The organism is Cupriavidus sp. LA-1, assembly GCF_055385985.1.
Map to the genome: position 1 here is coordinate 1327122 of NZ_AP031387.1, position 22577 is coordinate 1349698.

At 65.5% G+C, this 22577-nt stretch carries 21 protein-coding genes and 1 tRNA gene; 8 read left to right on the plus strand and 14 right to left on the minus strand.

Annotated elements, in window-relative coordinates:
• Positions 1 to 31: 31 nt before the first annotated feature.
• The 9 genes from ACZ5MJ_RS06320 to ACZ5MJ_RS06360 all read right to left on the minus strand — a co-directional run bounded on the left by ACZ5MJ_RS06320 (position 32) and on the right by ACZ5MJ_RS06360 (position 9530).
• On the minus strand, positions 32 to 1024 hold the full coding sequence (locus ACZ5MJ_RS06320) for a Bug family tripartite tricarboxylate transporter substrate binding protein (protein WP_464222986.1): 993 nt from the start codon (positions 1022 to 1024) through the stop codon (positions 32 to 34).
• An 84-nt stretch (positions 1025 to 1108) separates the two neighbouring features.
• Positions 1109 to 1807 carry an AroM family protein gene (locus ACZ5MJ_RS06325; protein ID WP_464222987.1) on the minus strand — a complete coding sequence of 233 codons (699 nt, stop codon included), beginning with the start codon at positions 1805 to 1807 and terminating at the stop codon, positions 1109 to 1111.
• A complete protein-coding gene (locus tag ACZ5MJ_RS06330) occupies positions 1804 to 2727 on the minus strand; it encodes a DUF1177 domain-containing protein (protein ID WP_464222988.1) in 924 nt (307 codons plus the stop codon). Before ACZ5MJ_RS06330 ends, ACZ5MJ_RS06325 begins: the two co-directional genes overlap by 4 nt.
• 57 nt (positions 2728 to 2784) lie before the next feature.
• A complete protein-coding gene (gene pepE, locus ACZ5MJ_RS06335) occupies positions 2785 to 3489 on the minus strand; it encodes a dipeptidase PepE (RefSeq protein WP_464222989.1) in 705 nt (234 codons plus the stop codon).
• 28 nt (positions 3490 to 3517) lie between these two features.
• Entirely contained in the window at positions 3518 to 4294 is a 777-nt protein-coding gene (locus tag ACZ5MJ_RS06340; protein WP_464222990.1) for an IclR family transcriptional regulator, read from the minus strand.
• 198 nt (positions 4295 to 4492) lie between these two features.
• On the minus strand, positions 4493 to 6097 hold the full coding sequence (locus ACZ5MJ_RS06345) for a DHA2 family efflux MFS transporter permease subunit (RefSeq protein ID WP_464222991.1): 1605 nt from the start codon (positions 6095 to 6097) through the stop codon (positions 4493 to 4495).
• 2 nt (positions 6098 to 6099) lie between these two features.
• Positions 6100 to 7353 (minus strand): EmrA/EmrK family multidrug efflux transporter periplasmic adaptor subunit, encoded by a 1254-nt coding sequence (locus tag ACZ5MJ_RS06350; RefSeq protein ID WP_464222992.1) that lies wholly within the window; start codon positions 7351 to 7353, stop codon positions 6100 to 6102.
• Positions 7354 to 7397: 44 nt separating this feature from the next.
• Positions 7398 to 8942 (minus strand): AdeC/AdeK/OprM family multidrug efflux complex outer membrane factor, encoded by a 1545-nt coding sequence (locus ACZ5MJ_RS06355; protein ID WP_464222993.1) that lies wholly within the window; start codon positions 8940 to 8942, stop codon positions 7398 to 7400.
• A 99-nt stretch (positions 8943 to 9041) separates the two neighbouring features.
• Positions 9042 to 9530, minus strand: a complete 489-nt coding sequence (locus tag ACZ5MJ_RS06360) for a MarR family winged helix-turn-helix transcriptional regulator (RefSeq protein ID WP_464222994.1) — start codon at positions 9528 to 9530, stop codon at positions 9042 to 9044.
• A 188-nt stretch (positions 9531 to 9718) separates the two neighbouring features.
• Between ACZ5MJ_RS06360 and typA the strand changes: the two genes are divergently transcribed.
• The gene (typA, locus tag ACZ5MJ_RS06365; RefSeq protein ID WP_211951992.1) at positions 9719 to 11539 is read left to right on the plus strand and encodes a translational GTPase TypA; all 1821 of its coding nucleotides are present in this window, start codon (positions 9719 to 9721) and stop codon (positions 11537 to 11539) included.
• A gap of 131 nt (positions 11540 to 11670) precedes the next feature.
• Positions 11671 to 12996: an IS4 family transposase gene (locus ACZ5MJ_RS06370; protein WP_464222895.1), complete on the plus strand. Its 1326-nt coding sequence runs from the start codon at positions 11671 to 11673 to the stop codon at positions 12994 to 12996.
• 28 nt (positions 12997 to 13024) lie between these two features.
• Here the strand turns inward: ACZ5MJ_RS06370 and ACZ5MJ_RS06375 are convergent, their stop codons facing one another.
• Positions 13025 to 13888 (minus strand): sterol desaturase family protein, encoded by an 864-nt coding sequence (locus ACZ5MJ_RS06375; RefSeq protein ID WP_464222995.1) that lies wholly within the window; start codon positions 13886 to 13888, stop codon positions 13025 to 13027.
• 238 nt (positions 13889 to 14126) lie between these two features.
• On the opposite strand from ACZ5MJ_RS06375, the gene ACZ5MJ_RS06380 reads away from it, so the two are divergent.
• From ACZ5MJ_RS06380 to ACZ5MJ_RS06405, 6 genes are all read left to right on the plus strand, one after another.
• A complete protein-coding gene (locus ACZ5MJ_RS06380; RefSeq protein WP_464222996.1) occupies positions 14127 to 15692 on the plus strand; it encodes a methyl-accepting chemotaxis protein in 1566 nt (521 codons plus the stop codon).
• Between the two features lie 120 nt (positions 15693 to 15812).
• Positions 15813 to 16901, plus strand: a complete 1089-nt coding sequence (locus ACZ5MJ_RS06385; RefSeq protein ID WP_464222997.1) for an enoyl-CoA hydratase/isomerase family protein — start codon at positions 15813 to 15815, stop codon at positions 16899 to 16901.
• 129 nt (positions 16902 to 17030) lie between these two features.
• A complete protein-coding gene (locus ACZ5MJ_RS06390; protein ID WP_464222998.1) occupies positions 17031 to 17591 on the plus strand; it encodes an NADPH-dependent FMN reductase in 561 nt (186 codons plus the stop codon).
• A 182-nt stretch (positions 17592 to 17773) separates the two neighbouring features.
• The gene (dusA, locus tag ACZ5MJ_RS06395) at positions 17774 to 18787 is read left to right on the plus strand and encodes a tRNA dihydrouridine(20/20a) synthase DusA (RefSeq protein ID WP_464222999.1); all 1014 of its coding nucleotides are present in this window, start codon (positions 17774 to 17776) and stop codon (positions 18785 to 18787) included.
• A gap of 981 nt (positions 18788 to 19768) precedes the next feature.
• Positions 19769 to 20047, plus strand: a complete 279-nt coding sequence (locus ACZ5MJ_RS06400; protein ID WP_464223000.1) for a hypothetical protein — start codon at positions 19769 to 19771, stop codon at positions 20045 to 20047.
• A gap of 103 nt (positions 20048 to 20150) precedes the next feature.
• Positions 20151 to 20226, plus strand: a tRNA-His gene (locus ACZ5MJ_RS06405).
• A 116-nt stretch (positions 20227 to 20342) separates the two neighbouring features.
• Here ACZ5MJ_RS06405 and ACZ5MJ_RS06410 read toward each other — a convergent pair.
• From ACZ5MJ_RS06410 to ACZ5MJ_RS06425, 4 genes are all read right to left on the minus strand, one after another.
• Entirely contained in the window at positions 20343 to 20681 is a 339-nt protein-coding gene (locus tag ACZ5MJ_RS06410; protein ID WP_464223002.1) for a hypothetical protein, read from the minus strand.
• Positions 20682 to 20804: 123 nt separating this feature from the next.
• A complete protein-coding gene (locus tag ACZ5MJ_RS06415) occupies positions 20805 to 20969 on the minus strand; it encodes a hypothetical protein (protein ID WP_464223003.1) in 165 nt (54 codons plus the stop codon).
• The gene (locus tag ACZ5MJ_RS06420) at positions 20966 to 21487 is read right to left on the minus strand and encodes a DUF1643 domain-containing protein (protein ID WP_464223004.1); all 522 of its coding nucleotides are present in this window, start codon (positions 21485 to 21487) and stop codon (positions 20966 to 20968) included. The genes ACZ5MJ_RS06415 and ACZ5MJ_RS06420 overlap by 4 nt, the downstream gene beginning before the upstream one ends.
• Positions 21484 to 22512 (minus strand): DUF5131 family protein, encoded by a 1029-nt coding sequence (locus ACZ5MJ_RS06425; protein ID WP_464223005.1) that lies wholly within the window; start codon positions 22510 to 22512, stop codon positions 21484 to 21486. Before ACZ5MJ_RS06425 ends, ACZ5MJ_RS06420 begins: the two co-directional genes overlap by 4 nt.
• Between the last annotated feature and the right edge of the window lie 65 nt (positions 22513 to 22577).

Below are 22577 nucleotides of genomic sequence, written 5' to 3' on the forward strand. Positions count from 1 at the left end.
TGCGAGGGGCGTCAGCGCGCCCCGTCGGCAATTACTCGAGCGTGACCTTGGCCGTCTTGATGACGTCGGCCCACATCTTCCGGTCCTGGGCGAGGAACCCGGCGAAATGCTCCGGGGTATCTCCCACGGGTTCGGAGCCGAATTCGGCGATCTTCTTCCTGACTTCCGGGTTCGCCAGCGCCTTGACCAGCGCCTGGTTGTAGCGGGTCACGATCGCCTTGGGCAGGTCCTTCGGTCCGAAGATGCCTTGCCAGGTCGGCATGTTGAAGTTTTTCAGGCCGCTCTCGGCTAGCGTCGGCACTTCCGGCAACAAGGGCGAACGCTTGCTGCCGGTGACGGCCAGGGCCTTGACCTTGCCGGTCTTGGCCAGCGTCGCCGCGGTGGTGATGTTGTCGACCGTCATGGCGATATGGCCGCCCATCAGGTCGGTGATCACCGGGGTGGCGCCCTTGTACGGCGCGTGGACCATGTCGATGCCAAGGCCGTGCAGCATGGTTTCGGCAATCAGGTGATTCGACGTGCCGACGCCGGCGGTGCCATAGGTGACCTGCGGCGTCTTTTTGACGTAGGCGACGAAGTCAGCCATGGTCTTGACCGGCAGGGCCGGACTGACGATCACGACATTGGGCTGGGTGGCCAGCATGACGACGGGCGTGAAATCGTCCGCCTTGTACGGCGTGCCCTTGGGGTTGAGCAGGTGCGTCACCGCCATTGCGCCGGCGGCGCCCATGCCGATGGTGTAGCCGTCGGCCGGTGCCTTGGCCAGCTTGTCGGCGGCGATATTGCCGCCCGCGCCCGGCACGTTCTCCACGACGACCGGCACCCCGAGGCTTTCCGACAGCGGCGCCTGCACCAGGCGCGCCAGCAGATCGGCCGAGCCACCGGGCGCAAAGCCCACCAGCAGGCGCACCGGCCTGGTCGGCTTCCACTCCTGCGCCTGCGCGCCGGGCATCGCCGCCGCGCCAAGGCTCATCCACATCACGCCGCGTGCCAGCGGCCCCATCCACTTCGCTACCTTTTCCATTGTTGCTTCCACCCCAGCAGTGTCATGGGCAATCTGTCAGCGGGCTTGCCCTTACCCGGAAATGCATGCGCTTGTTGCCGTGAGTCAGCCGGTGGCACCAGCCAGGACCTGACGCAGCAGCGTTGCCACCATGCGGTTGGAGAGCAGCACCGGGGCGCCGGCATGGCGCGCCACCTCGGCCCGCATGGCTTCGGTGTAGCCCATGCAGTGCATCACCACCAGGTCGCAGCCGCGCAGGGTCTCGCCGGCCTGCGCGAAGCGCCCGGTGCTTGCATCGGTATAAGGCGAGGCATGCGTGACGCGCAGTTCGCAGGGCACGGGCCGGATCAGGTGGAAGCCGCTCACCTGTGCCTCCAGCGGCAACACGATGCCTAGCCGCTTGCAGCCCTGCGCCAGCGCCACGGTCAGGTGATCCACCACCTGCTGCGGTTCGATGACCAGTGTCTGCATCGGCGGCAGCGCGGTGCCGGTGCACAGCGGCACCAGCGCGTCGAAGCGGCCGTCGTCCAGCGAGGTCATCAGCCGGGCCAGCATGGCCTCGGCCACCGGCTTGCCCATCACCGCCTGCGTGCCGTCACGCAGGCGGCTGGCAAAGCGGTATTCGCCGGGCGCGGGCGCCAGCGCGGCAATGTCTTCCCGGCTCAGCGCGTCCAGGATGCCGAACTCTTCCACCGTCGCCGCCAGGCCCAGGTCGTCAACCATCTGCGGGACGATGTCGGTCCTGGGCGACTGCCCGATGGTGACGAAGGCCACGCGCGGCAGGCGTGGGGCAGCGGCATTCATGCCTCGGTCCCCACGGTCTGCAGGTGCGCCAATGAGCCATAGCGGCGCTGCAGCTCGGCCCACTCGGCCGCGTCGAAGAAGTCGCACTGGCCCTGGCCAAACAGCTTCGCCACCTCGATGCAGAAGCGTGTCGCCACGTCGATGTCGAAGGCGTTGGTGACGCCGGTTGCGCACCCCGGCACCGTGGTCTGCGCGGTCAGTGCCACGCCCACGACCGGGGCAGGGGTCACGATGGCGGGCTGCATGATCGAATTGACATGCCACAGGCCGTTCTCGTACGGCGTGATGTCCTGGGTGGTCAGCGGCAATACCATCGGCAGCTCGCCGCTGACCCATCCCATCAGGTCCAGCATCCGCTCCGGCAGGCGCAGCAGCCAGCCTTCCTTGGCCACCGGCGTCAGCGCCACGCCGCGGCGGTTGACGAAGCGGTTGCCGCGCGTGGTGTCGACCGACAGGATCGCCGCCATGCGCAGGTGCACCTCGTGCGACATCATCTTGCGCATCGCGAAGGGCGATTTCATCATCGGCACGGGCTGGTGCGACCGCGTGGCGGCGTGCGGGCAGATGTGGGTATGGATGCGCACCGGACCGGCCAGCACGTCGCCGCCGGCGGCCATGTCGGCCAGCTTCAGGGCGGTGGCGACCGCCACGATGGCGCCGTCGGCATCGGATACCAGGCCCGTCACGGCTGGGCGCGCACCGACGCCGCCCAGCCGGCCCACAACGCCCAGCGCGGGCGCGTCCGGGTTCTGCCCGGGCACCGTGCAGGCGAGGAAGTCGGTGTAGAGGCCGTTCTCTTCCACGCGTGTCACACTGACATCGCCGAGACCGCGCGCGCGCAGCAGGGAGGCGACGGCTTCGCCGTCGACATTCGCCGCCGACAGCAGCTCGATCGATTCAATCACCTGCTTCATAGACATATTGTTTTACATCCTGGGGCTGGGAGGGAGCCGTGCGCCGGGTTCGGGCCGGCAGATTCAGCGCGGCAGTGACAGCGCGCCGGGGCGGACGTCGGCGATGTCCGCGCCCTTGAACCATCGCGCGGCATGGGCGCCGCCCATCTCGATGCGATCGTCCGAGATGCGCAGCCAGTTGCCTTCGGGCAGGCCCAGCACCGGCACTTCTGGCTTCAGCACGGTGAATTCGGCCAGGCGCTGGTCGCGTGTTTCGCCGCGAAAGCCGGGTACCACCAGGTTGAAGTAGTGCGGGTTGATCTGGAAGGGAACCAACCCGAGCGCGTCCAGGCCGCCGGGATCGGTCACCGGCATGTCATTGGTGGTGCTGATGGTGGGGCAGGCCAGGTTGGCGCCGGCGCTCCAGCCGATATAGCGCGCCGCACCCGAGCGCACCTGAGCCGCGATGGCCGTCAGCAAGCCGCGCTCGCGCAGGCATTGCAGCAAGCGGAAGGTGTTGCCGCCGCCAACGACGATCAGTTCGGCCGCCTCGATGGCGCGCACGGCCTCAGCCGGCCCGGCCAGCCGGTGCAGCGATTGCACCGCGATGCCGGTCGGCGCGAAGGCATCGCGGACCAGTGTTTCGTAGGTGTCCCAGTCGCGTGTGACGCCAGCGAAAGGGATGAAGCAGGCAGTCTGGCGGCCATCGGCCAGTTCGCGGATTGCCGCCTGGGCGTGGACCAGGTAGCCGGCGTCGCTGCTGGAGTTGCTGAGTAACAGGAGTTCCATGGGACCTTGCGGCGGTGTCTGGCGGTGTCTAGTTAAGCGAGGCGGCGTCGAGCCAGAGCGGGTCGCCGAGGCGCTGTCCCACCGGTGCCACGGCTTGCACCAGCGCTTCGCGCAGCGCCTGGGCCTGGGCCTGGCTGACCTGCATCGCGGTGAATGACAGGCAGAGGCCGCGCACGTCGCCAGAGAGCGGGTCTGCCAGCGTGGTGGCGACGGCGCCGATGCCTGGCATGCCTTCGTTCACGGCGATGGCACTGCGCTCGCGGCGGGCCGTGGCCACGCGTTCGCGCAGTTCGGTGACGGTGGCGGGACAGCCGGCGGGCGCATCCGGCAGCTTGCGGGCACCGGCGTAGCGCGCGCTGAATTCAGTCTCAGGCAGGCGCGACAGCAGGACCCGGCCCATTGCCGTGGTGAAGGCCGGCCGGCGTGCGCCGGGCGGCGACAGCACCTGCACCGGGTTGCTCCCGTTCAGGCGCTGCAGCACGACGGTGTCGGTGCCGTCGAGCATCGACAGGTAGGCAGTGAAGCCCGTGGCATCGGACAACGCCGCCAGGATCTCGCGGCATTGCTCGTCGAAGGGATGCGCCTGCGTGGCCGCCTGTGCCGCGCGGATCACCAGGGTGCCCGGGCGATATCGCCGCGTGGCCGGCTGCAATTCCAGCAGACGGTAGCGCACCATCTGGGCGAGCAGGCGCGAGGCCGAGCTCTTGGCAAGGCCCAGTTCGTCCAGGACATCGTTGAACGTGATTTCGTGCCGGTCATGCCCGAACAGGTCCAGCACGCTTTCCACGCCTTCGAGAATGCTCACTTCCTCACCTCGCGATCCACATCGCCCCTGTTTGTATCGGTTCCGTTTTTCGGAGCCATGGTTCCGTAATTCGGTTTGCAAATATTAGAGCGACGAAGGCGGGAGCACAAGGGGGTATTTCCCCGCGAGCAACCGGTCGTCCAGGCAAAAAAAATGGCCCCGAAGAGGGGCCAGATCTTGCATGCCGGAGAGCTTGGGTCAGTGCGCCGCCATCGCATCCGCCGACCCGCCGCCGCCCCTGGCCGGCCGCGTCAGCCAGACAAAGCCGATCAGCGCGAAGAACAGCACCCCCGAGATCCAGAAGATATCGTTGGCGCCGAGCATGGCCGCCTGCTGCGTGATATTGCGCTCGATCACACCTATCGCCTGGGCCTGGCCCATGCCCATCTGCATCAGGTGGTTGAGCTGATCGTGGTAGGCCGGGTTGTACGGGTTGACCTGTTCCACCAGCTGCGCGTGGTGCAGGGCTGAGCGGTTTTCCCAGATGGTGGTCGAGATCGACGCGCCGATGCCGCCGAAGGTGATCCGCACGAAGTTCGACAGGCCCGAGGCCGCCGGGATCTTCTCTGGCGGCTGGCCAGAAAGAATGATCGACGTCAGCGGGATGAAGAACATCGCCATGGCCGCGCCCTGGATCAGCGTGGGCACCATCAGCGTCCAGGTATCCACCTGCGTGGTAAAGCCCGAGCGCATCAGGCTGACAATGCCGAAGGTGATAAAGGCCGCGGTGGCGACCCAGCGCGCGTCCATCTTCGGCAGGTTGCGCCCGATCACCGGCGACAGCAGGATCGCGAAGATCCCGACCGGCGCCATCACGATGCCGGCATCCGTCGCGGTATAGCCGATGATGGTCTGCAGCCACAGCGGCAGGATCACCAGGTTGCCGAAGAACAGCCCGTAGGCCACCGAGATCGCCACCACGCCGGAGCTGAAGTTGCGGCCCTTGAACAGGCTGATGTCGACAATGGGATGCTTCTCATAGGTTTCCCATGCCAGGAAGAACAGGAAGCCCACGATCGCCACCAGCGTCAGCACCAAGATCTCGGTCGAGTGGAACCAGTCCAGTTCCTTGCCCTTGTCGAGCATCAGCTGCATCGAGCCTACCCAGATCACCAGCAGCGCCAGGCCGATGCGGTCGATCGGCAGGATCTTGGTTGGCGTCTCGCGGTCCTTGTAGATGGCCCAGGTGACGTAGGCGGTGACGATGCCCACCGGCACGTTGATGTAGAAGATCCACGGCCAGGTCATGTTGTCCGAGATCCAGCCGCCCAGCAGCGGGCCCATGATCGGCGCCACCAGCGTGGTCATGCCCCACAGCGCCAGCGCCATGGTGCTTTTTTGCGGCGGATAGCTCGACAGCAGCAGCGACTGCGACAGCGGGATCATCGGCCCGGCCACCGCGCCCTGCAGGACTCGCGCGGCAAGCAGCGTTTCCAGGTTGGGCGCGACGCCGCACAGCCACGATGCCAGCACGAACAGCAGGATCGAGGTGATGAACAGCCGCACCGCGCCAAAGCGCGTGGTCAGCCAGCCCGTCAGCGGCACCGAGATCGCATTGGCCACCGCGAACGAGGTGATGACCCAGGTGCCCTGGTTGGGGGCCACGCCCAGGTCGCCCGAAATCGCCGGGATCGACACGTTGGCGATCGACGAGTCCAGCACGTTCATGAACGTGGCCAGCGACAGGGCGATGGTGCCGATCACCAGCTTGCCGCCGGAGAGCGGCTGCGGCTGCTGCGGCGCGGCCCGCGCCGGGCTGGCGCCAGGCTGCGTGCCGTGCGCGGCGGTAGGGGAGTTCGCCATGGTCAGGTGTTGGCAGGCTTGGCGTTGGCGGCGCTGGCCGAGGGCAGGCCGGTGCTGCGGCCGCCGTTGTTGGCGGCGATGATGCGCTCGATCAGCTGGTCGGCGTCCTGCGCGACCTTGTCATAGACATCGGTCTGCATCGGCTTGGCCGGCGCGGCGGCGGCCATGGCGGCGCCTTCCTCGTGGCGCACGTCGACCTTGACGGTCATCGACAGGCCCACGCGCAGCGGGTGGTCCTTGAGCTGCTGCGCATCAAGCGCAATGCGCACCGGCAGGCGCTGCACCACCTTGATCCAGTTGCCGGTGGCGTTCTGCGCCGGCAGCAGCGAGAAGGCCGAGCCGGTACCGGCCGAGAAGCCGGCGACCTTGCCCTGGTACTCCACCCTGGAGCCATACACGTCGGCCTCCAGCGTCACGGGCTGGCCGATGCGCATATGCGTGATCTGCACTTCCTTGAAGTTGGCGTCGACCCAGACCTGGTCCAGCGGCACCACGGCCATCAGGGGCGCGCCGGCGGCCACGCGCTGGCCGACCTGTACCGAGCGCTTGGCGACGTAGCCGGTCACCGGCGCAGGCATGGACGAACGCGCGAACGCCAGGTAGGCCGAGCGCAGGTTGGCGGCGGCGCGCTGCACGTTGGGGTGCTTCTCGACGGTGGTCTGGTCGGTCAGCACCTTGTTCGAGGCCAGCTGCTCGCGCGCGGCAAGCAGCGCCGACTCGGCACCCTGGAGCGCGGACTGCGCGTGCGAGATCTCTTCATTGGAGACCGCGCCCGAGCCGGCGATGGCCTGGCGGCGGCGCAGGTCGTCGCGGGCCTTGGTCACGTCGGCCTCACGCAGCGTCACGTTGGCGGCGAGCGAGCCGTTGTTGACGTACAGCGTGCGCACTTCGCGCACGGCCTGCGCGAGCTGGGCTTCGGCCTGTTCCAGCGAGACTTGCGAATCGGCGCGGTCGAGCTGGATCAGCGGCTGGCCGGCGGTGACCAGCTGCGTGTCGTCGGCGGCGATCGACACCACGGTGCCGCCCACCAGCGGCGTGACCTGGACCACGTTGCCGGCGACATAGGCGTCGTCGGTACTTTCGAAATGGCGGGCGTACAGGCCCCAATACACGCCGTAGCCGACGCCGGCGACGACGAGCGCCGCGGTCAGCGACAGCAGCATGCGCTTGCGCTTGCCGTTGTTGCTGGTGGCCGGAGTGGGTTGGGCGGGATGCTGGGGATTGTTGGTGCCGGCCGCTTGCTGGTTGTTGCTCATGATGTTTTCTGAAGAATCTTGTCTGCGATCACTGGGTGCGCGGATCAGCCGCGGGCGCCCGCCTGGGTGTTGTCCTGTTGCTGGGCATGGTCGTGGCCGGCGCTCGCCTGGCCTTCGGCGGGCTCCTGGTAGCCACCGCCGAGCGCCTTCATCAGGCCCATCTGCAGGTCCAGCCGCCGTGCCTGCAGGTCGGTCGCCAGGCGGCGCTGCTGCAGCACGTTGCTTTCGGCGTTGAGCACGGTCAGCTGCGTGCCCAGCCCGGCCTTGTAGCGCATGGTGGCCAGCGCGTAGGCGTGCTCGGCCAGGTCCAGGGCTTCGCGCTGGGTCTCGATCTGCTTGTCGACGCTGTGGATGCTGGTCATGGTGTCGGCGGTCTCGCGCAGCGCATCGACCAGGGTCTGGTTGTAGTTGGCCACGGCGATGTCATAGCCGGCGTACTTGCCCTTGAGGTTGGCGCGCAGCTTGCCGCCTTCGAAGATCGGCAGGCGGATGGTCGGGCCGATGCCGAAGGTGCGGCTGATGCCCATCAGCAGCTTGGACGGGTCCAGCGCGGCCAGCCCAGCGAACGCGGTCAGGCTGACGTCGGGCAGGAATTCCTTCTTGGCGACATTGATGTCCTTCGATGCTGCTTCCACGCGCCAGCGTGCCGCCACCAGGTCCGGGCGGCGGCCCAGCAGGCCGATGGTCAGGTTGTCGGGCAGCGTGGGCGTGGCCTGGGCCAGCAACACCGGGCGCTGGATCTGCAGGCCGCGGTCCGGGCCCTTGCCCAGCAGCGCCGCCAGCTGGTTGCGTGCCAGCGCGATGTCTTCGTCCACGCGCTGCAGGTCGGTCTGCGATGCGGCGACGGTGCCGCGCGCCTGCGTGGTTTCGACCTGCGTATCCAGGCCGGCGGCCAGGCGCTGGCGCGACAGCTCGGTCAGGTCGCGGCGCTGGGCGATGGCGCGCTCGGCCACGTCGCGCTGGGCATAGAGTGCGGCCAGGCGCGCGTAGTTGCGCGAGATCGACGTGGCCAGGATCAGGCGCGAGGCCTGGCTTTCGGCTTCGGCGGCGCGGTCGTCGGACAGCGCGGCTTCAAGCTCGTCGCGATTCTTGCCCCAGAAGTCGAAGTCATAGGACAGGCCTGCCTGCAGGCGCGACTGGTTCTGCCACGATCCGGCCAGCGGTGTGCCTTCGAACAGGTCGTTGTTGGAGAAGCGCTGGCGCAACAGGCTGCCTTCGAACTCCACGTGCGGATAGAGCGCGCTGCGGGTGGCATCGGCCATGGCGCGCGACGCTTCCACGCGGGCGAACGCGGCCTGCAGGTTGGGGTTGTCCTTGACCGCCTCATCGACCAGGGCGCTCAGCTGCGGGTCATTGAACTGGGCGACCCAGTCCTGCGAGGGCCACTGGCCGTGCTCGCCGGGCAGGGTTTGCGAAGTTGCCATGGCGGCCGGATCGGCCACGGTCTGGGTGCTGTGTGAATTGCCGAGCGCCGCGCATCCGGCCAGTACTGCCGCGGCCACGGCGGTCAGCGCAAGCGAACCGGCACGGCGCACCAGCTCGCGCGAGCGTGCGGGCCGGGGGGATTGGGAAGAGAGAGCTTGTTTCATGTGGTTGCTCCGTGACTGGAGCCATACGGTTTCTACGGGCTGATACGGTGTCCGCTTGAGCGGACAAACTGGCGTGCCGGAGGCCGGCGCGCATGCCCGCTATCCGCTGTTGTTATCGATGATCCGTCGCAGCATGCTGCGCAGCAGTTGGATTTCGTCCTCGGAAAACCCGCGAAAGTGGTGGCTGAGTACCTTGCAGAAGACGGCTGGCAGCCGTTCCACCAGTTCCTGGCCTTGCGGCGTGACCGACAGGTCGACCACGCGGCGGTCGGCGTCGCGGCGGCGGCGCTCGATCAGGCCGCGCTTTTCCATGCGGCTGAGCAGGCGCGTGACCGAACCCATGTCGGTATTCAGCTCGCGGCCCAGGTCGGTGACGGTCGCGGCGCGGCCGGTGGCCAGCATCATCAGGCAACTGGCTTGCGCCTGTGTGATGTCCAGGCTGCTTACCTCCTGTTCGACCCCGTGCGCCAGCATATTCTTGGCGCGCTGCATCAGGTAGCCGACACTTTCGGACATCTGGTACCGGTGGGGATCGAACGGGCCGGCCGTGGATACGGCTGGCTGATCGGAGGGAGGGAGCGGTGACATCTTTGCCTTTGCAATCTTTGCTGTGGCAAATATATGTTCACGTTTAACGATGCGCAAGAACGGAAATTTGTTATTCCACTATTCGCAATAATTTTTACTGGGGAAGTGACGGTTCCGGTCAACGCGTCTTGCGCTGCAGCATGCTAGAATGTCGGGTTACCTCAGATTCTCCAAAGCGAGACGCAGCAATGACCCGCGCCATCCGAAATATCGCCATCATCGCCCACGTCGATCATGGCAAGACCACCCTGGTCGACCAGCTCCTGCGCCAGGCAGGCACCTTCCGCGACAACCAGCAAGTCGCCGAACGGGTGATGGACTCGAACGACCTGGAAAAGGAACGCGGGATCACGATTCTCGCGAAGAACTGTGCCGTCGAATACAACGGCACCCATATCAATATCGTCGACACCCCGGGCCACGCCGACTTCGGCGGTGAAGTGGAGCGCGTGCTGTCGATGGTCGACGGCGTGCTGCTGCTGGTCGACGCGGTCGAGGGCCCGATGCCCCAGACCCGCTTCGTCACGCGCAAGGCGCTGGCGCTGGGCCTGAAGCCGATCGTGGTGGTCAACAAGATCGACCGCCCGGGCGCGCGCCCGGACTGGGTGATCAACCAGACCTTCGACCTGTTCGACAAGCTGGGCGCCACCGACGAGCAGCTGGACTTCCCGGTGATCTACGCCTCGGGCCTGAACGGCTTTGCCGGCCTGACCGAAGACGTGCGCGACGGCGACATGAAGCCGCTGTTCGAAACCGTGCTGGACAAGGTGCCGGTGCGTGACGACGATCGCGACGGCCCCCTGCAGCTGCAGATCATCTCGCTGGACTACTCCAGCTACGTCGGCAAGATCGGCGTGGGCCGCATCTCGCGTGGCCGCGCCCGTCCGCTGCAAGACGTGGTGGTCAAGTTCGGCCCGGAAGGCAACCCGATCAAGGGCCGCATCAACCAGGTGCTGAAGTTCCAGGGCCTCGAGCGCGAGATCGTGTCCGAGGCCGAAGCCGGCGACATCGTGCTGATCAACGGCATCGAAGAACTGGGTATCGGCTGCACCGTGTGCGCGCCGGACGCCCAGGACGCGCTGCCGATGCTGAAGGTGGACGAGCCGACGCTGACCATGAACTTCTGCGTCAACACCTCGCCGCTGGCCGGCCGTGAAGGCAAGTTCGTGACCAGCCGCCAGCTGCGCGAGCGCCTGGACCGCGAACTGAAGTCGAACGTGGCACTGCGCGTGGCCGATACCGGCGACGACACCATCTTCGAAGTGTCGGGCCGCGGCGAACTGCACCTGACCATCCTGCTGGAAAACATGCGCCGCGAAGGCTACGAGCTGGCCGTGTCGCGTCCGCGCGTGGTGTTCAAGGAAATCGACGGCGTCAAGAACGAGCCGTACGAACTGCTGACCGTGGACGTCGAAGACAGCCACCAGGGCGGCGTGATGGAAGAGCTGGGCCGCCGCAAGGGCGAACTGCTCGACATGGCGTCGGACGGCAAGGGCCGTACCCGCCTGGAATACCGCATCCCGGCCCGCGGCCTGATCGGCTTCCAGGGCGAGTTCCTGACGCTGACGCGCGGCACCGGCCTGATCAGCCATATCTTCGACGACTACGCACCGGTGCGCGAAGGCGGCCTGGGCGAGCGCCACAACGGCGTGCTGATCTCGCAGGACGACGGCGATGCCGTGGCCTACGCGCTGTGGAAGCTGCAGGACCGCGGCCGCATGTTCGTCAAGCCCGGCGATGCGCTGTATGAAGGCATGATCATCGGCATCCACAGCCGCGACAACGACCTGGTGGTCAACCCGATCAAGGGCAAGCAGCTGACCAACGTGCGCGCTTCGGGTACCGACGAAGCGGTACGCCTGGTGCCGCCGATCCAGATGTCGCTCGAATATGCGGTGGAATTCATCGCCGACGACGAACTGGTCGAGCTCACGCCCAAGAGCATCCGCCTGCGCAAGCGCCACCTGAAGGAACACGAGCGCAAGCGCGCTTCCCGCGAAGGCGTATAAACGCCGACGCCGGACACAAAAAACCGGCGCCTGGCGCCTAATGCCGTTCAGTTAAGAGCTGAGCGGCATTTTTGTATGTAGCGTCAGAGGGAGTTGTAAACCGTGCGCCGAGGTGTTAACTTTCGGGCGCGATGCTCTCCAGTCACCTGACGTTCCTGCTCGAAGCGCAACAGCCAGCCGACTTGAGTCGGCTGGCCGAACATCTTCCATATGAGTGGATTGAGCGTGCGGTAGAGGCGACGGGAGCGGCAAGTATCCGTCGCCGTCGATTGCCCGCTGAACAGGTGGTCTGGCTGGTGATTGCGCTGGCGATGTACCGCCATTGGTCGATCAGCGAAGTGCTCGACAATCTGGAACTGGCCCTGCCTGACGAGGTGGCGCCGTTCGTCAGCAAGAGCGCGGCGACGCAAGCCCGCCAGCGCGTTGGCGAGGCGCCGCTGGCCTGGCTGTTCGAACGAACAGCGCGCGCCTGGAGTCTGCAGGACGCCAGCGACTACGCCCTCAAGGGACTCAGCCTGTGGGCGATGGATGGCACGACGCTACGCACAGCCGACAGCCCTGCCAACCGCGAGCACTTTGGCGCCCAAGCTTACGCTCGCAGGGTCGCCAGCTATCCGCAGGTGCGCATGGTGACGCTGACTGCGATCCCCACGCACCTGGTGGCAGGTGCCAGCTTCGGTCGCTATGACAGCAATGAGATGGTGTACGCCAAAGGCTTGTTGCCGCAGATACCGGATGATTCGCTGACGGTATTCGACAAAGGCTTCCTGGCTGCCGAGATCCTGTGCGGTCTGACGATGGGCGGGCACAACCGCCACTTCCTGATTCCGGCCAAGTCCAACACGCGCTGGGAGGTGACGGCCGGCACGGCCGAGGACGCCACGGTACGCATGCGTGTCTCGCCGCAGGCACGCAAGAAGTGTCCGGCACTGCCGGAGTTCTGGCAGGCGCGGGCAATCCGAACGATCGATGCACGCGGACGTAGCCGAATTCTGCTGACGTCGCTGCTCGATCGCCGACGCTTCAAACCTGCTGACATCGTCGCCAGTTACGAGCGGCGCTGGCAGATCGAAACGAGCTACCGGGAACTGAAGCAGTCGATGCTCGGCATGGAGCTGACCCTGCGTAGCCGAACCGTCGATGGGGTATGCCAGGAAATCTGGGGCGCCTTGATCGCCTACAACCTGATTCGTCGCGAGATGGCCAGCGCCGCCCGAGAAGCGAAGCTCGCGCCGACTGACATGAGCTTCGTGCGTGCCTTCCATGTCATCCAGCACGAGATGATGTGGGCAGCTGTCACGCCAGCCTACGCGAAATTGCCCGCCTGCCTGCAGCGCCTACGCGAGCGCCTAAAGTCGCTGCCCAATGTGAAACGACCCGGTCGCTCATGCGACCGGGTCGTCAAGTCCCGCCCTTCACGCTATGCCGTTCGCTTCCTCAATAGGGACCTTAACTGAACGGCATTACGCCTTCAGGCGCGGTTTTTTATTGCGTGCCGGGCAGCGGCTCCAGTGCCGGCGCGCGCGGGCTGCGCCACTCGGGCGGCTTCCACAGATAGCGCGGGTCACGGTCGCGCCAGGCATCGGTGAACATGTCGCGCCATTCATGGAAGGTCAGCGTCAATGGGTTATGGGTCCGCACCTGGCGCGTGATGCCGTACACCGGCGCCTCGCGTTCGGGGACGAAGGTGCCGAACAGCCGGTCCCATATCGTCAGCACGCCGGCGTAGTTGCGGTCGATGTACTGCGGATTCTTCGCATGGTGCACGCGATGGACCGACGGCGTATTCAGCAGCGACTCGACCAGCGCCCAGCGCTGTCCCAGCCGCGTATGCACGAAAAACTGGAACGCCAGGTTCAGGCCCACCGCCAGGATCACCCAGTCCGGCGTGAAGCCGATCCACGCCAGCGGAACCCAGAACAGCCACATGCCCGAGAGCGGATACGTCAGGCTCTGCCGGAACGCCGTGGAGAAATTCATGCCCTCCGACGAATGGTGCGTCACGTGCGAGGCCCACAGCCAGCGCACGCGGTGGCTGGCGCGATGGAACCAGTAGTAGAGAAAGTCCTGCAGCAGCAACAACAGTGCGAATGACCACAGGGTCTGCGGCATGGCGCGCAGGCCATGCTGGTAGCACCACGTATAGACCGTGCGGATCATCAGCCAGAGGAAGAACGCATCCGAGGCCTGGTGCATCAGCGCCAGCGCCGCGTTGGATACGGTATCGCGCAGGCTGTAGACGCGTGCGTCGCGGCGCGCCCAGTACCAGGCTTCGGCGCCGATGGTCAGCAGGAAGACCGGCGCGAACGCCAGCAGCACGAGTCCGGGATCGAGCGATTCAGTGTTCATTCCGCCAGTTTGCATATTCCGTGCGGAATTGCTACGAGGGCTTCCTCCAAACGGCGTTGTGCGCAGCTTGCGCGGCGCATCCGGCACATCGGGGGATGATGTACCACCATGCAATTCTGTCACGCGTGTGAAGGCGGTCAATACCGGTAAAGGATGCGGCCTGCGCGCCGTAGTTGGTCAGGGCAGCGGCGCGGCGCGCGTCGCTGATTTCCACAGTTCCTCTTCCCCCGGAGCCTTAATGTTCAAGAACGCGACTATCGGAGCCAGATTGTGGTTCCTCACCATCGTCACGAATTTGCTATTGCTGATTGTCGGCGCGGTCGGCTGGCTAGGCATGTCGCGCAGCAACGAGGCCACGCACCAGATCTATGAGCACCAGCTGTCGGCGGCGGTCAATCTGGCCGAAGCGCGCTCGAACCAGTTGCTGGTTCGTGTGCTGCTCGACCAGGCCACCTTTGCCACCGACCCCGCCGATGCGAAAGCGCGCGCCGCGACCGCGGAAGGCTTTGCGCGCGATTCGGAGAAAGCCTGGAAGGCCTATCTGGCCTTGCCGCGCCCGGCTGAGGAGGCCAGGGTGGTGGAGGATGTCAGCGCCAAGCGCGATGCGCTGTTCGGGCAGGGCGTGACGCCGATGATCGCCGCGCTGCATGCCGGCGACCGCGATGGCGTGATGAAGGCCGTGCTCGAAACCATCCCGAAGCTCGACATCGCCTTCACCGCCGTCAACACCGGGCTGAACAAGCTGCAGGTTGCCAGCGCGAAGCAGGTCTACGAGACGTCGCAACAGCGTTACCAGAACCTGTTCATGCTATCGGTGTGCGTGCTGGTGGTGGGCCTGGTCTTCAGCACGGTGGTGGCATGGCGCCTGCGCCGGTCGATTGTGCAGCCGCTGGATACGGCGATTGCGCGCTTCGAGAAGATCGCCGGCGGCGACCTGAGTGTGGCGGCATCCAGTGGCGACGTGCTCGCCGACGAAGCGGCCCGCAACGAGACCGCGCGCATGCTCGGCATGCTGGGCCGGATGCAGGCCAGCCTGGTGGCCATGGTGGGCGACGTGCGCGGCGGCGCGGACTCGATTGCCGCGGCCAGCAAGCAGATCGCCAGCGGCAATGCCGACCTGTCGCAGCGCACCGAGCAGCAGGCGGCCTCGCTGGAAGAGACCGCTTCGAGCATGGAGGAGCTGACCAGCACCGTGCGCCAGAATGCCGACAGCGCGCGTGAGGCGCGCGCGCTGGCAACGGATGCCGCGACCCTGGCCGGGCGCGGCAGCGATGCGGTCCTGCGCGTCGTCGATACGATGCAGTCGATCGACGCCAGCTCGGGCAAGATCGTCGACATCATCGACGTGATCGAGAAGATCGCGTTCCAGACCAATATCCTGGCGCTGAACGCCGCAGTGGAAGCCGCGCGTGCCGGCGAGCATGGCCGCGGCTTTGCCGTGGTGGCCGGCGACGTGCGCGACCTGGCGCAGCGCTGCGCCGGTGCGTCCAAGGAAATCCGCACGCTGATCGGCGCCTCGGTGGCCAATGTGCGCGAAGGCTCGGAGCTGGTCGATAACGCGGGCCGTGCAATGCAGGACATCGTCGATGCGGTGCGGCGTGTCAGTGCCATCATCGGCGATATCAGCTCGGCCTCCGACGAGCAGTCCAACGGCATCGAGCAGGTCAATGTGGCCGTGTCGCAGATGGACAGCATGACGCAGCAGAATGCTGCGCTGGTGGAGCAGGCGGCAGCCGCGGCCGCGTCGCTCGAAGACCAGGCACAGCGCCTGACCTCGCTGGTCGCGACGTTCCGGCTGGCCTGATGAGCAAGGGTGGGGCGGAGCGCAGGCGCAGCGTTCGCGCATGCGCCGCAAGCTGCCCACATGGGTGCGCTTGCCAATGCGACTGGCGTAAAATCGCGAGTTGCATTGGAGGAGTACGACATGACTGAATTCGTCACGACCGAGGTCCGCGGTGGCATCGGGTACCTGACGCTGAACCGCCCGCAGGCGCTCAACGCCCTGTCGCTCGACATGATCCGCGCCATCACCCAGGCGCTGCAGGCCTGGGCCGCCGCGCCCGAGGTGGTGGCGGTGGTGGTCGCCGGTGCCGGCGGCAAGGCGTTCTGCGCCGGCGGCGATATCCGCTATTTCCACCAGGCCGCGCACGCAGGCGATCCGCTGCTCGACCAGTTCTTTGTCGAGGAATACGCGCTCAACTTCCTCATCCACCGCTACGCCAAGCCCTATATCGCGCTGATGGACGGCGTGGTGATGGGTGGCGGCATGGGCATCTCGCAAGGCGCCAGGCTGCGCCTGGTCACCGATCGCACCAGGATGGCGATGCCGGAAACCAATATCGGTCTGTTCCCGGATGTCGGTGGCGGCTGGTTCCTGGCGCGCACGCCGGGGCGCATCGGCGAGTACCTGGGCCTGACCGGTACCGTGATCCACGCCGCCGACGCGCTTCACGCCGGGCTGGCCGACACCTACCTGCCGGGCAACCGCCTGGCGGAACTGGTCGATTCGCTGCGCACGCTGCAGTTTGCCAGCGGCGACGCCGTGCTGGCGCATATCGAAGGCTTCACCGCCCCGCACCGCGATGATTGCGTGCCGGCGCAAAGCACGCTGGCCGGGCTGTCGGCGCAGATCGACGCCCTGTTCGCCGGCAACACCATGCCGGACATCCTTGCCGCCGTCAGCGACGCCCCGGGTGACTGGGCCGCGCAGACCGCCGCCATGCTGCGCAGCCGCTCGCCGCTCATGCTGTGCGTGACGCTGGAGCAGATCCGCCGCGCACGCAGCATGACGCTGGAAGACGAACTGCGCATGGAGCTGGACATGATGCACTACGTGTTCCGCAAGGGCGACGGCGTCGAAGGCATCCGCGCGCTGGCCGTCGACAAGGATCACAAGCCGCGCTGGCAACACGCCCGGCTCGATGAAGTCAGCCGCGAGAAGGTGATGTCGTTCTTCGGCAGCCCGTGGCATGCCGGGGATCACCCGCTGGTGGCGCTCGGCAAGACTGCCTGAGATCCGCTGCGCAGGACATGCCGGCTCCGACTCGGGTAGAGTGACGGCTGGACTGGCGCCCGCGGCCCGGGCATTCCTGGCCGCGGGCGCCGTCTGTGCCATTCCGTTCGCACAGTCAAGGGAGCCGCAATGAGTAATCCTCGCGATGTCGTTGTACTGGTGGGAAGCCTGCGCAAGGAGTCGTACAACCGCAAGCTGGCCAAGGCGCTGATCGCGCTGGCGCCGCCGCAGCTCAAGCTGGAGATCGTCGAAATCGGTGCCCTGGAGCTATACAACCAGGATTTCGATGGCAATCCGACCCAGGCCTGGACCACTTTCCGCGACCGCGTCCGCCGTGCCGACGCCGTGCTGTTCGTGACCCCGGAATACAACCGCTCCGTGCCCGCCCCGCTGAAAAACGCCATCGACGTGGGTTCGCGCCCTTATGGCAGCAGCGTCTGGGATGGCAAGCCTGGCGCCATCATCAGTGGTTCGCCCGGGGCCATCGGCGGATTCGGTGCCAACCAGCACCTGCGCCAGTCGATGGTGTTCCTCAATGTCCCGACGCTGCAGCAGCCTGAAGCGTATATCAGCGGCGTCGACAAGCTGTTTGATGAGCAGGGTGGCATTGCCAATGAGTCGACCAAGGGCTTCCTTGGCAAGTTCCTGGCGACGTTTGCCAGCTGGATCGAGCGGACCGCGCCGCGCTGATACAGCCGGGGCGGAGCGCAGCGAACCTTGACGACGTAGCCTATACTCTCCTCTTCTCGCGGGCCGCCTGCCTCGCGCGCGGTCCTTGTGACCCTGGGGTGCCGTGATCGGCATATGTCATCGCCATGCGCCCCGGGGCTCGACGCTTCCCCGTCCGGACCGCCCCAAACTGCCGTATTTCCATGAACGTAAATCCCCGACGCATTTCGGTCGCGCCGATGATGGACTGGACCGACCGTCATTGCCGCATGCTCCACCGCCAGCTCAGCCGCCACACCTGGCTGTACACCGAGATGGTGACCACCGGCGCGCTGCTGCATGGCGACGTGCCGCGCCACCTGGATTTCGATGCGGCTGAACACCCGGTCGCCCTGCAACTGGGCGGCAGCGAGCCGGCCGACCTCGCCATGGCGGCGAAGCTGGGCCAGCAGTGGAGCTATGCGGAAATCAACCTGAACTGCGGCTGCCCGTCCGAGCGCGTGCAGCGCGGCGCCTTCGGTGCCTGCCTGATGGCCGAGCCGCAACTGGTGGCCGACTGCGTGAAGGCGATGCGCGACGCGGTGGACATCCCGGTCACGGTCAAGCATCGCATCGGCATCGACAAGATCGAGCACTACGATTTCGTCCGCGACTTTGTCGGCAAGGTGGCCGAGGCGGGCTGCGGCACGTTTATCGTCCATGCGCGCAATGCGATCCTGAAGGGCCTGAGCCCGAAGGAAAACCGCGAGATTCCGCCGCTCCGATACGAAGTCGCTTACCAGCTGAAGCAGGAGTTTCCCGATCTGGAAATCCTGATCAACGGCGGCATCGCCAGCTATGACGAGATGGCGGCCCATCTTGAGCACGTCGATGGCGTGATGATCGGGCGCGAGGCCTATCACCAACCTTATGTGTTGGCGGAAATGGATGCGCGCTTCTATGGCGATGCGAGCGCCCCGGTGCCGTCGCGGCTCGATGTCGAACTGGCGATGCAGCGCTACATCGGCGACCTGGTGGAGCGGGGCGGGTATATGGGGGCCGTGACGCGGCACATGCTTGGCCTGCATCGCGGCATTGCCGGCGGACGTGGCTGGCGCCGCGTACTGTCGGATGCGAAGCGGATGAACGCGGCGCGCACGCGGGCAGATGTGGATGCGCTGTTCGAAGAGGCCCGCACGCATTTGCGGCCGCAGGCCCAGGAGCCGCTGGCCGCGTAAGCGCTATCGGCCAGCGCGCGCGCTGCCGAGGCCGCGCTCTAACTCCGAATCGTGAAAGTATGCATGGCGGCGCGAGGGGTACCGCGCGCCGCACTTGCCATGCCTGATTTCCCGGAAACCTGCGCCAGGAAAGGGATTCCCCTAATTCGCTGAGGCAGGGCACTTTCTTACACTGTGCCTGCCCTCGAATACAGGGCTTTCTTCAACTGATTATTAGCCCGCTTCGGCGGGCTTTTTTTTCGTCGGCGTTGTTGTCGCTCGCCGCTCTTCGTTTACCCGAATGGTGCATTCCCGGGATGGCAGTTACAGTGCAACGGCCTTCAGGGCATTTGAGATCGCTAAAGTTAAGAGTCCGCGCTGCGGACTCTTTTTTTTTGCGCCCTCGTTTTGCATGCGCCAGACGAGGGGATTAGACGGCCATCGTCATAGAGAGTTCCATCGGTCACGCTGCTTATCTCGTATGGCTGATGCCCACGTCCACCGTGCCATACGTCGTAATGCTCGATTCCCTGCCGTCGGCCCCGCCGGCCGCGCAGCCTGCGAGCATCGCCGCCAGGGCCGCCACGGCAACAATCCTCGCCGGCCATCTACACTTGATCTGCATGCCTGCTCCCCGCGTTCAATAACGTCGGTTGGGCTCGCGCATGGGCGCAAGGTTCCGCCGCCAGCGGCTGGCAGCGCGGAAGCTCCGGCTGGGAGGGGGGGCAAAAAGAGGCAGGCGACCCGATGGGGCGGGCCGCCTGACGGGAAGGTCGAGGGGGGTCAATGTCCCTCAAACACGAGTATCGCTTCGGGCACGCGCGGCATGAACCCTGCGGAGGTAGGGGCTGCGCACAGCATATTTGCGCTGCCGATGGTCTGATGCAATCTGGCACCTGCTGGTCAGAGCGACCTGCCCAGCGGCCGTGATACGATTCCTCGCACTGCCCCAGGGCGAGATAGGGCAGGGTATGCGGACCGTGCCGGCGGGGGGGGGGCAGCATGGAAAACGACAACGTGGAAAACGAAGCGCCGTTCGGCGTCGTCTATGAAGACTTCAGGGTGGTTTGGGTGGCCGAGCAACTGCAGGACGGCAAATGGACGGCACGCTACTGCTGGCACCCCGGTACCTCGGAGGCGGCAGGGAAGGCATTGCACGAGGCCGTGCTGAACGGCAAGTCACGCCGGCTGCTGGGCCAGTTCGATACCGAGGCCGAGACCATTGAAGCCATCAAGCAGGCAGTGCTGCTGGAGGCGAAATGGAGCCCGTCCCGGCCCTGAGCGATCCCGTTGAAAAAATTTTGTGCGGGATACTAGCCATCTCGGAAAACTGTTTGTATAATCTTGTTTTTCGTCGATCAGCGCTTCGCTGATGACCTCTACGGTGGCTGTAGCTCAGTTGGTAGAGTCCAGGATTGTGATTCCTGTCGTCGTGGGTTCGAGTCCCATCAGCCACCCCAGAATTTCCTTGTAAAACAGCGCCTTAGAACGGGCGCTGTTTTGCTTTGTGGACATCCATGCAGCATTTGGATCCCGCCATATTCCCATGGTGGGAATATCGGCGCTCGCTACCCAGCTACTTCCACGGCCTGAATGGTGCGTTGGCGGCCGCGCCAAGGTCCCTGAGAAGAGCTTCGCGAATCGCCTCGCCCTCATGGAATGGGCTAAGCAACTGACCAAGGTGCTGGTCGTAGGCGGGGGCCTCCATTTTTTCGCCACGGTTTGCCCGCACGGGCGCGTCCTTGCGCTCGATCCGGAGGTAGCGCGCCACGTCAGTTGCCCGGATCTCGCTTGCTCGGACTTCCCAGAATACTGCCAGCAGCGGGGTGCTGCACTGCGCGTAGTCGGCGCGCGTGCCGTCGGCCAGCCGGCGCCGGTCATCCGTGTCCTGGTACTGCTTCCACAGGCGACCCACCGTCCCGATGTTGTCACCTATGCCGAGCTGTCCAGCACCTGTCGGATCGCCTTAATACGGTCGGTGCCGAGGTTGATCGGCTTGCCGCCGACGGGCCGGTGATCTTGGGGTGCCCGTCAATCTTCACGGGCGTTTCGATGCCGAGCTGCTTCCGGATCCGATCAACTGATCGAACTCACCGGAGGCCTCCGGCAAGGCGCGGCGCAGCGTCGCTGGGTTGGTGAGGATCACTGTGTTCTCCCAATGCTGCCGGGATTTCTCGATGATACGTGCTGCTGCTTCGGTCATGCTGTGTATGGCTGCGGTCGAACTTTGACCGCGATGTAGAGCGGGTGCTTCGGACTGCCGTCCTGATTCAGCCCAAGGTGGTAGAGCCGATTGCCGCGACCACACATGCGCACGATCCGCAGCACCTCTGCCGCGCGCGCCGGCGCCGCCTTGTGCGCGCCCCAGGCGCAGATGACTAGCCAGCAGCGGTCAATCGCGTCCATGACGGCGCCGTTGGCGGTGTCCTCGCGCCCGAGTGGCGCCGGATGAGTCAGCAGCCCGTCTGGATCCGTCGATCGTAGCGGGAACAGGTTCACCACCTCCAGCCGGCCGTACTTGCCGGCCAGCGCGCGCTGCAGACAGCGGGCGATCGTCGGATCGTTGGCCTGGTGGTCGGCCGTCGACGGGTTGAGCATGATGAACCCCAGCGTCGGCCGGCTGGCATCCCACTCGCGCCAGAGGCGATAGCGGTATTGCTCGCAGTCGGAGAAGATGCAGCCGGCCTCACCGTCGAGGGTCTGGGTGGTCAGGTGTTTCATGCCTCGATCTCCTTAATCGCTACCCCCAAAACGAGGGGGCGGCGAATTCGGTCATCAACCTGTGCACCAGCGCGCCGTATGCTAGGGTGTATTAAATGGCCGTTGAATTGACTGCGGCGGATCCTAGGTGGTCGATATGAGGGGTGCTCACGATGTCTATTGCAAGGTATCGAGGCTACATAGTCGAGGGGTTCGCAAAACCTGCTGGGAACGGAGTATTCGCATCCTTGGGGCGGGTGATCAGCGGCGGCAATACCATCAAGGAGTCTGACGTGCTTGGGCTTCACGAAAGGGATGGACACGCCCAGAGTGAAGGCATCTCGTGGGCCCGGAGGTATGTTGATCAGCTTGAAGGCCCGCATGATGCCTAGCTCGTTGTGGGCGATTGCGCGCGCCATGGCGCGGCGAAAGAGGTTGGGCCGTTCATTGCTCATGCAACTAAGCGATGGGAGATGACCATGGGTCGCGCCGCAGAGTGGCTTGAAGGTGCAGTCGAAGGAACGGATGTCTTCCCGAACGATGTCGAATTTGATGACTCGGGGGATGACCGACACGTTAGGGTTACCTGGACTGTTCGCGATTCTCACGAGCAGCGACGGAATGCACCGCTCGTTATCGTCATCGATCCAGCGCTCATCGATTGCTGGGACGGCGCCAGTGCCCGCGAGCAAAATCGCATTTTCGATAGGGCCGTAGAAATACTTGATGCCAATCTGGCCAACTACGATCCCATCGGTAGAGTCGACGTGCCTGCTGCCTTCCAGATCCATTTGGAGGAGGGCGGTTTCTAGTTCAACGCCGTCCAGGATGGCGGGTACCATGGCGCAATTCCAGCGCAGCGGCTGCTTCCGGTTGGCGGCCGACGTGCGATGTCGGGCTTCCTTGGTGCTGCAGTTCACGCCCGGCGCGCGCTCCGGAGTGGACACCTCGGCATAGCAGTGGTCGCACGCGGGCGACACCTTGGTGCAGCCGATCCAGGGGTTGACAGTGGCGTCGGTCCATTCGATTTTTGCGGTTTCGCTCATGCCAGATGCCTCAAGGTTTCCCGCCCGCTGCCGATATCGCAGTCATGGACGCTAAAGAAAATTTT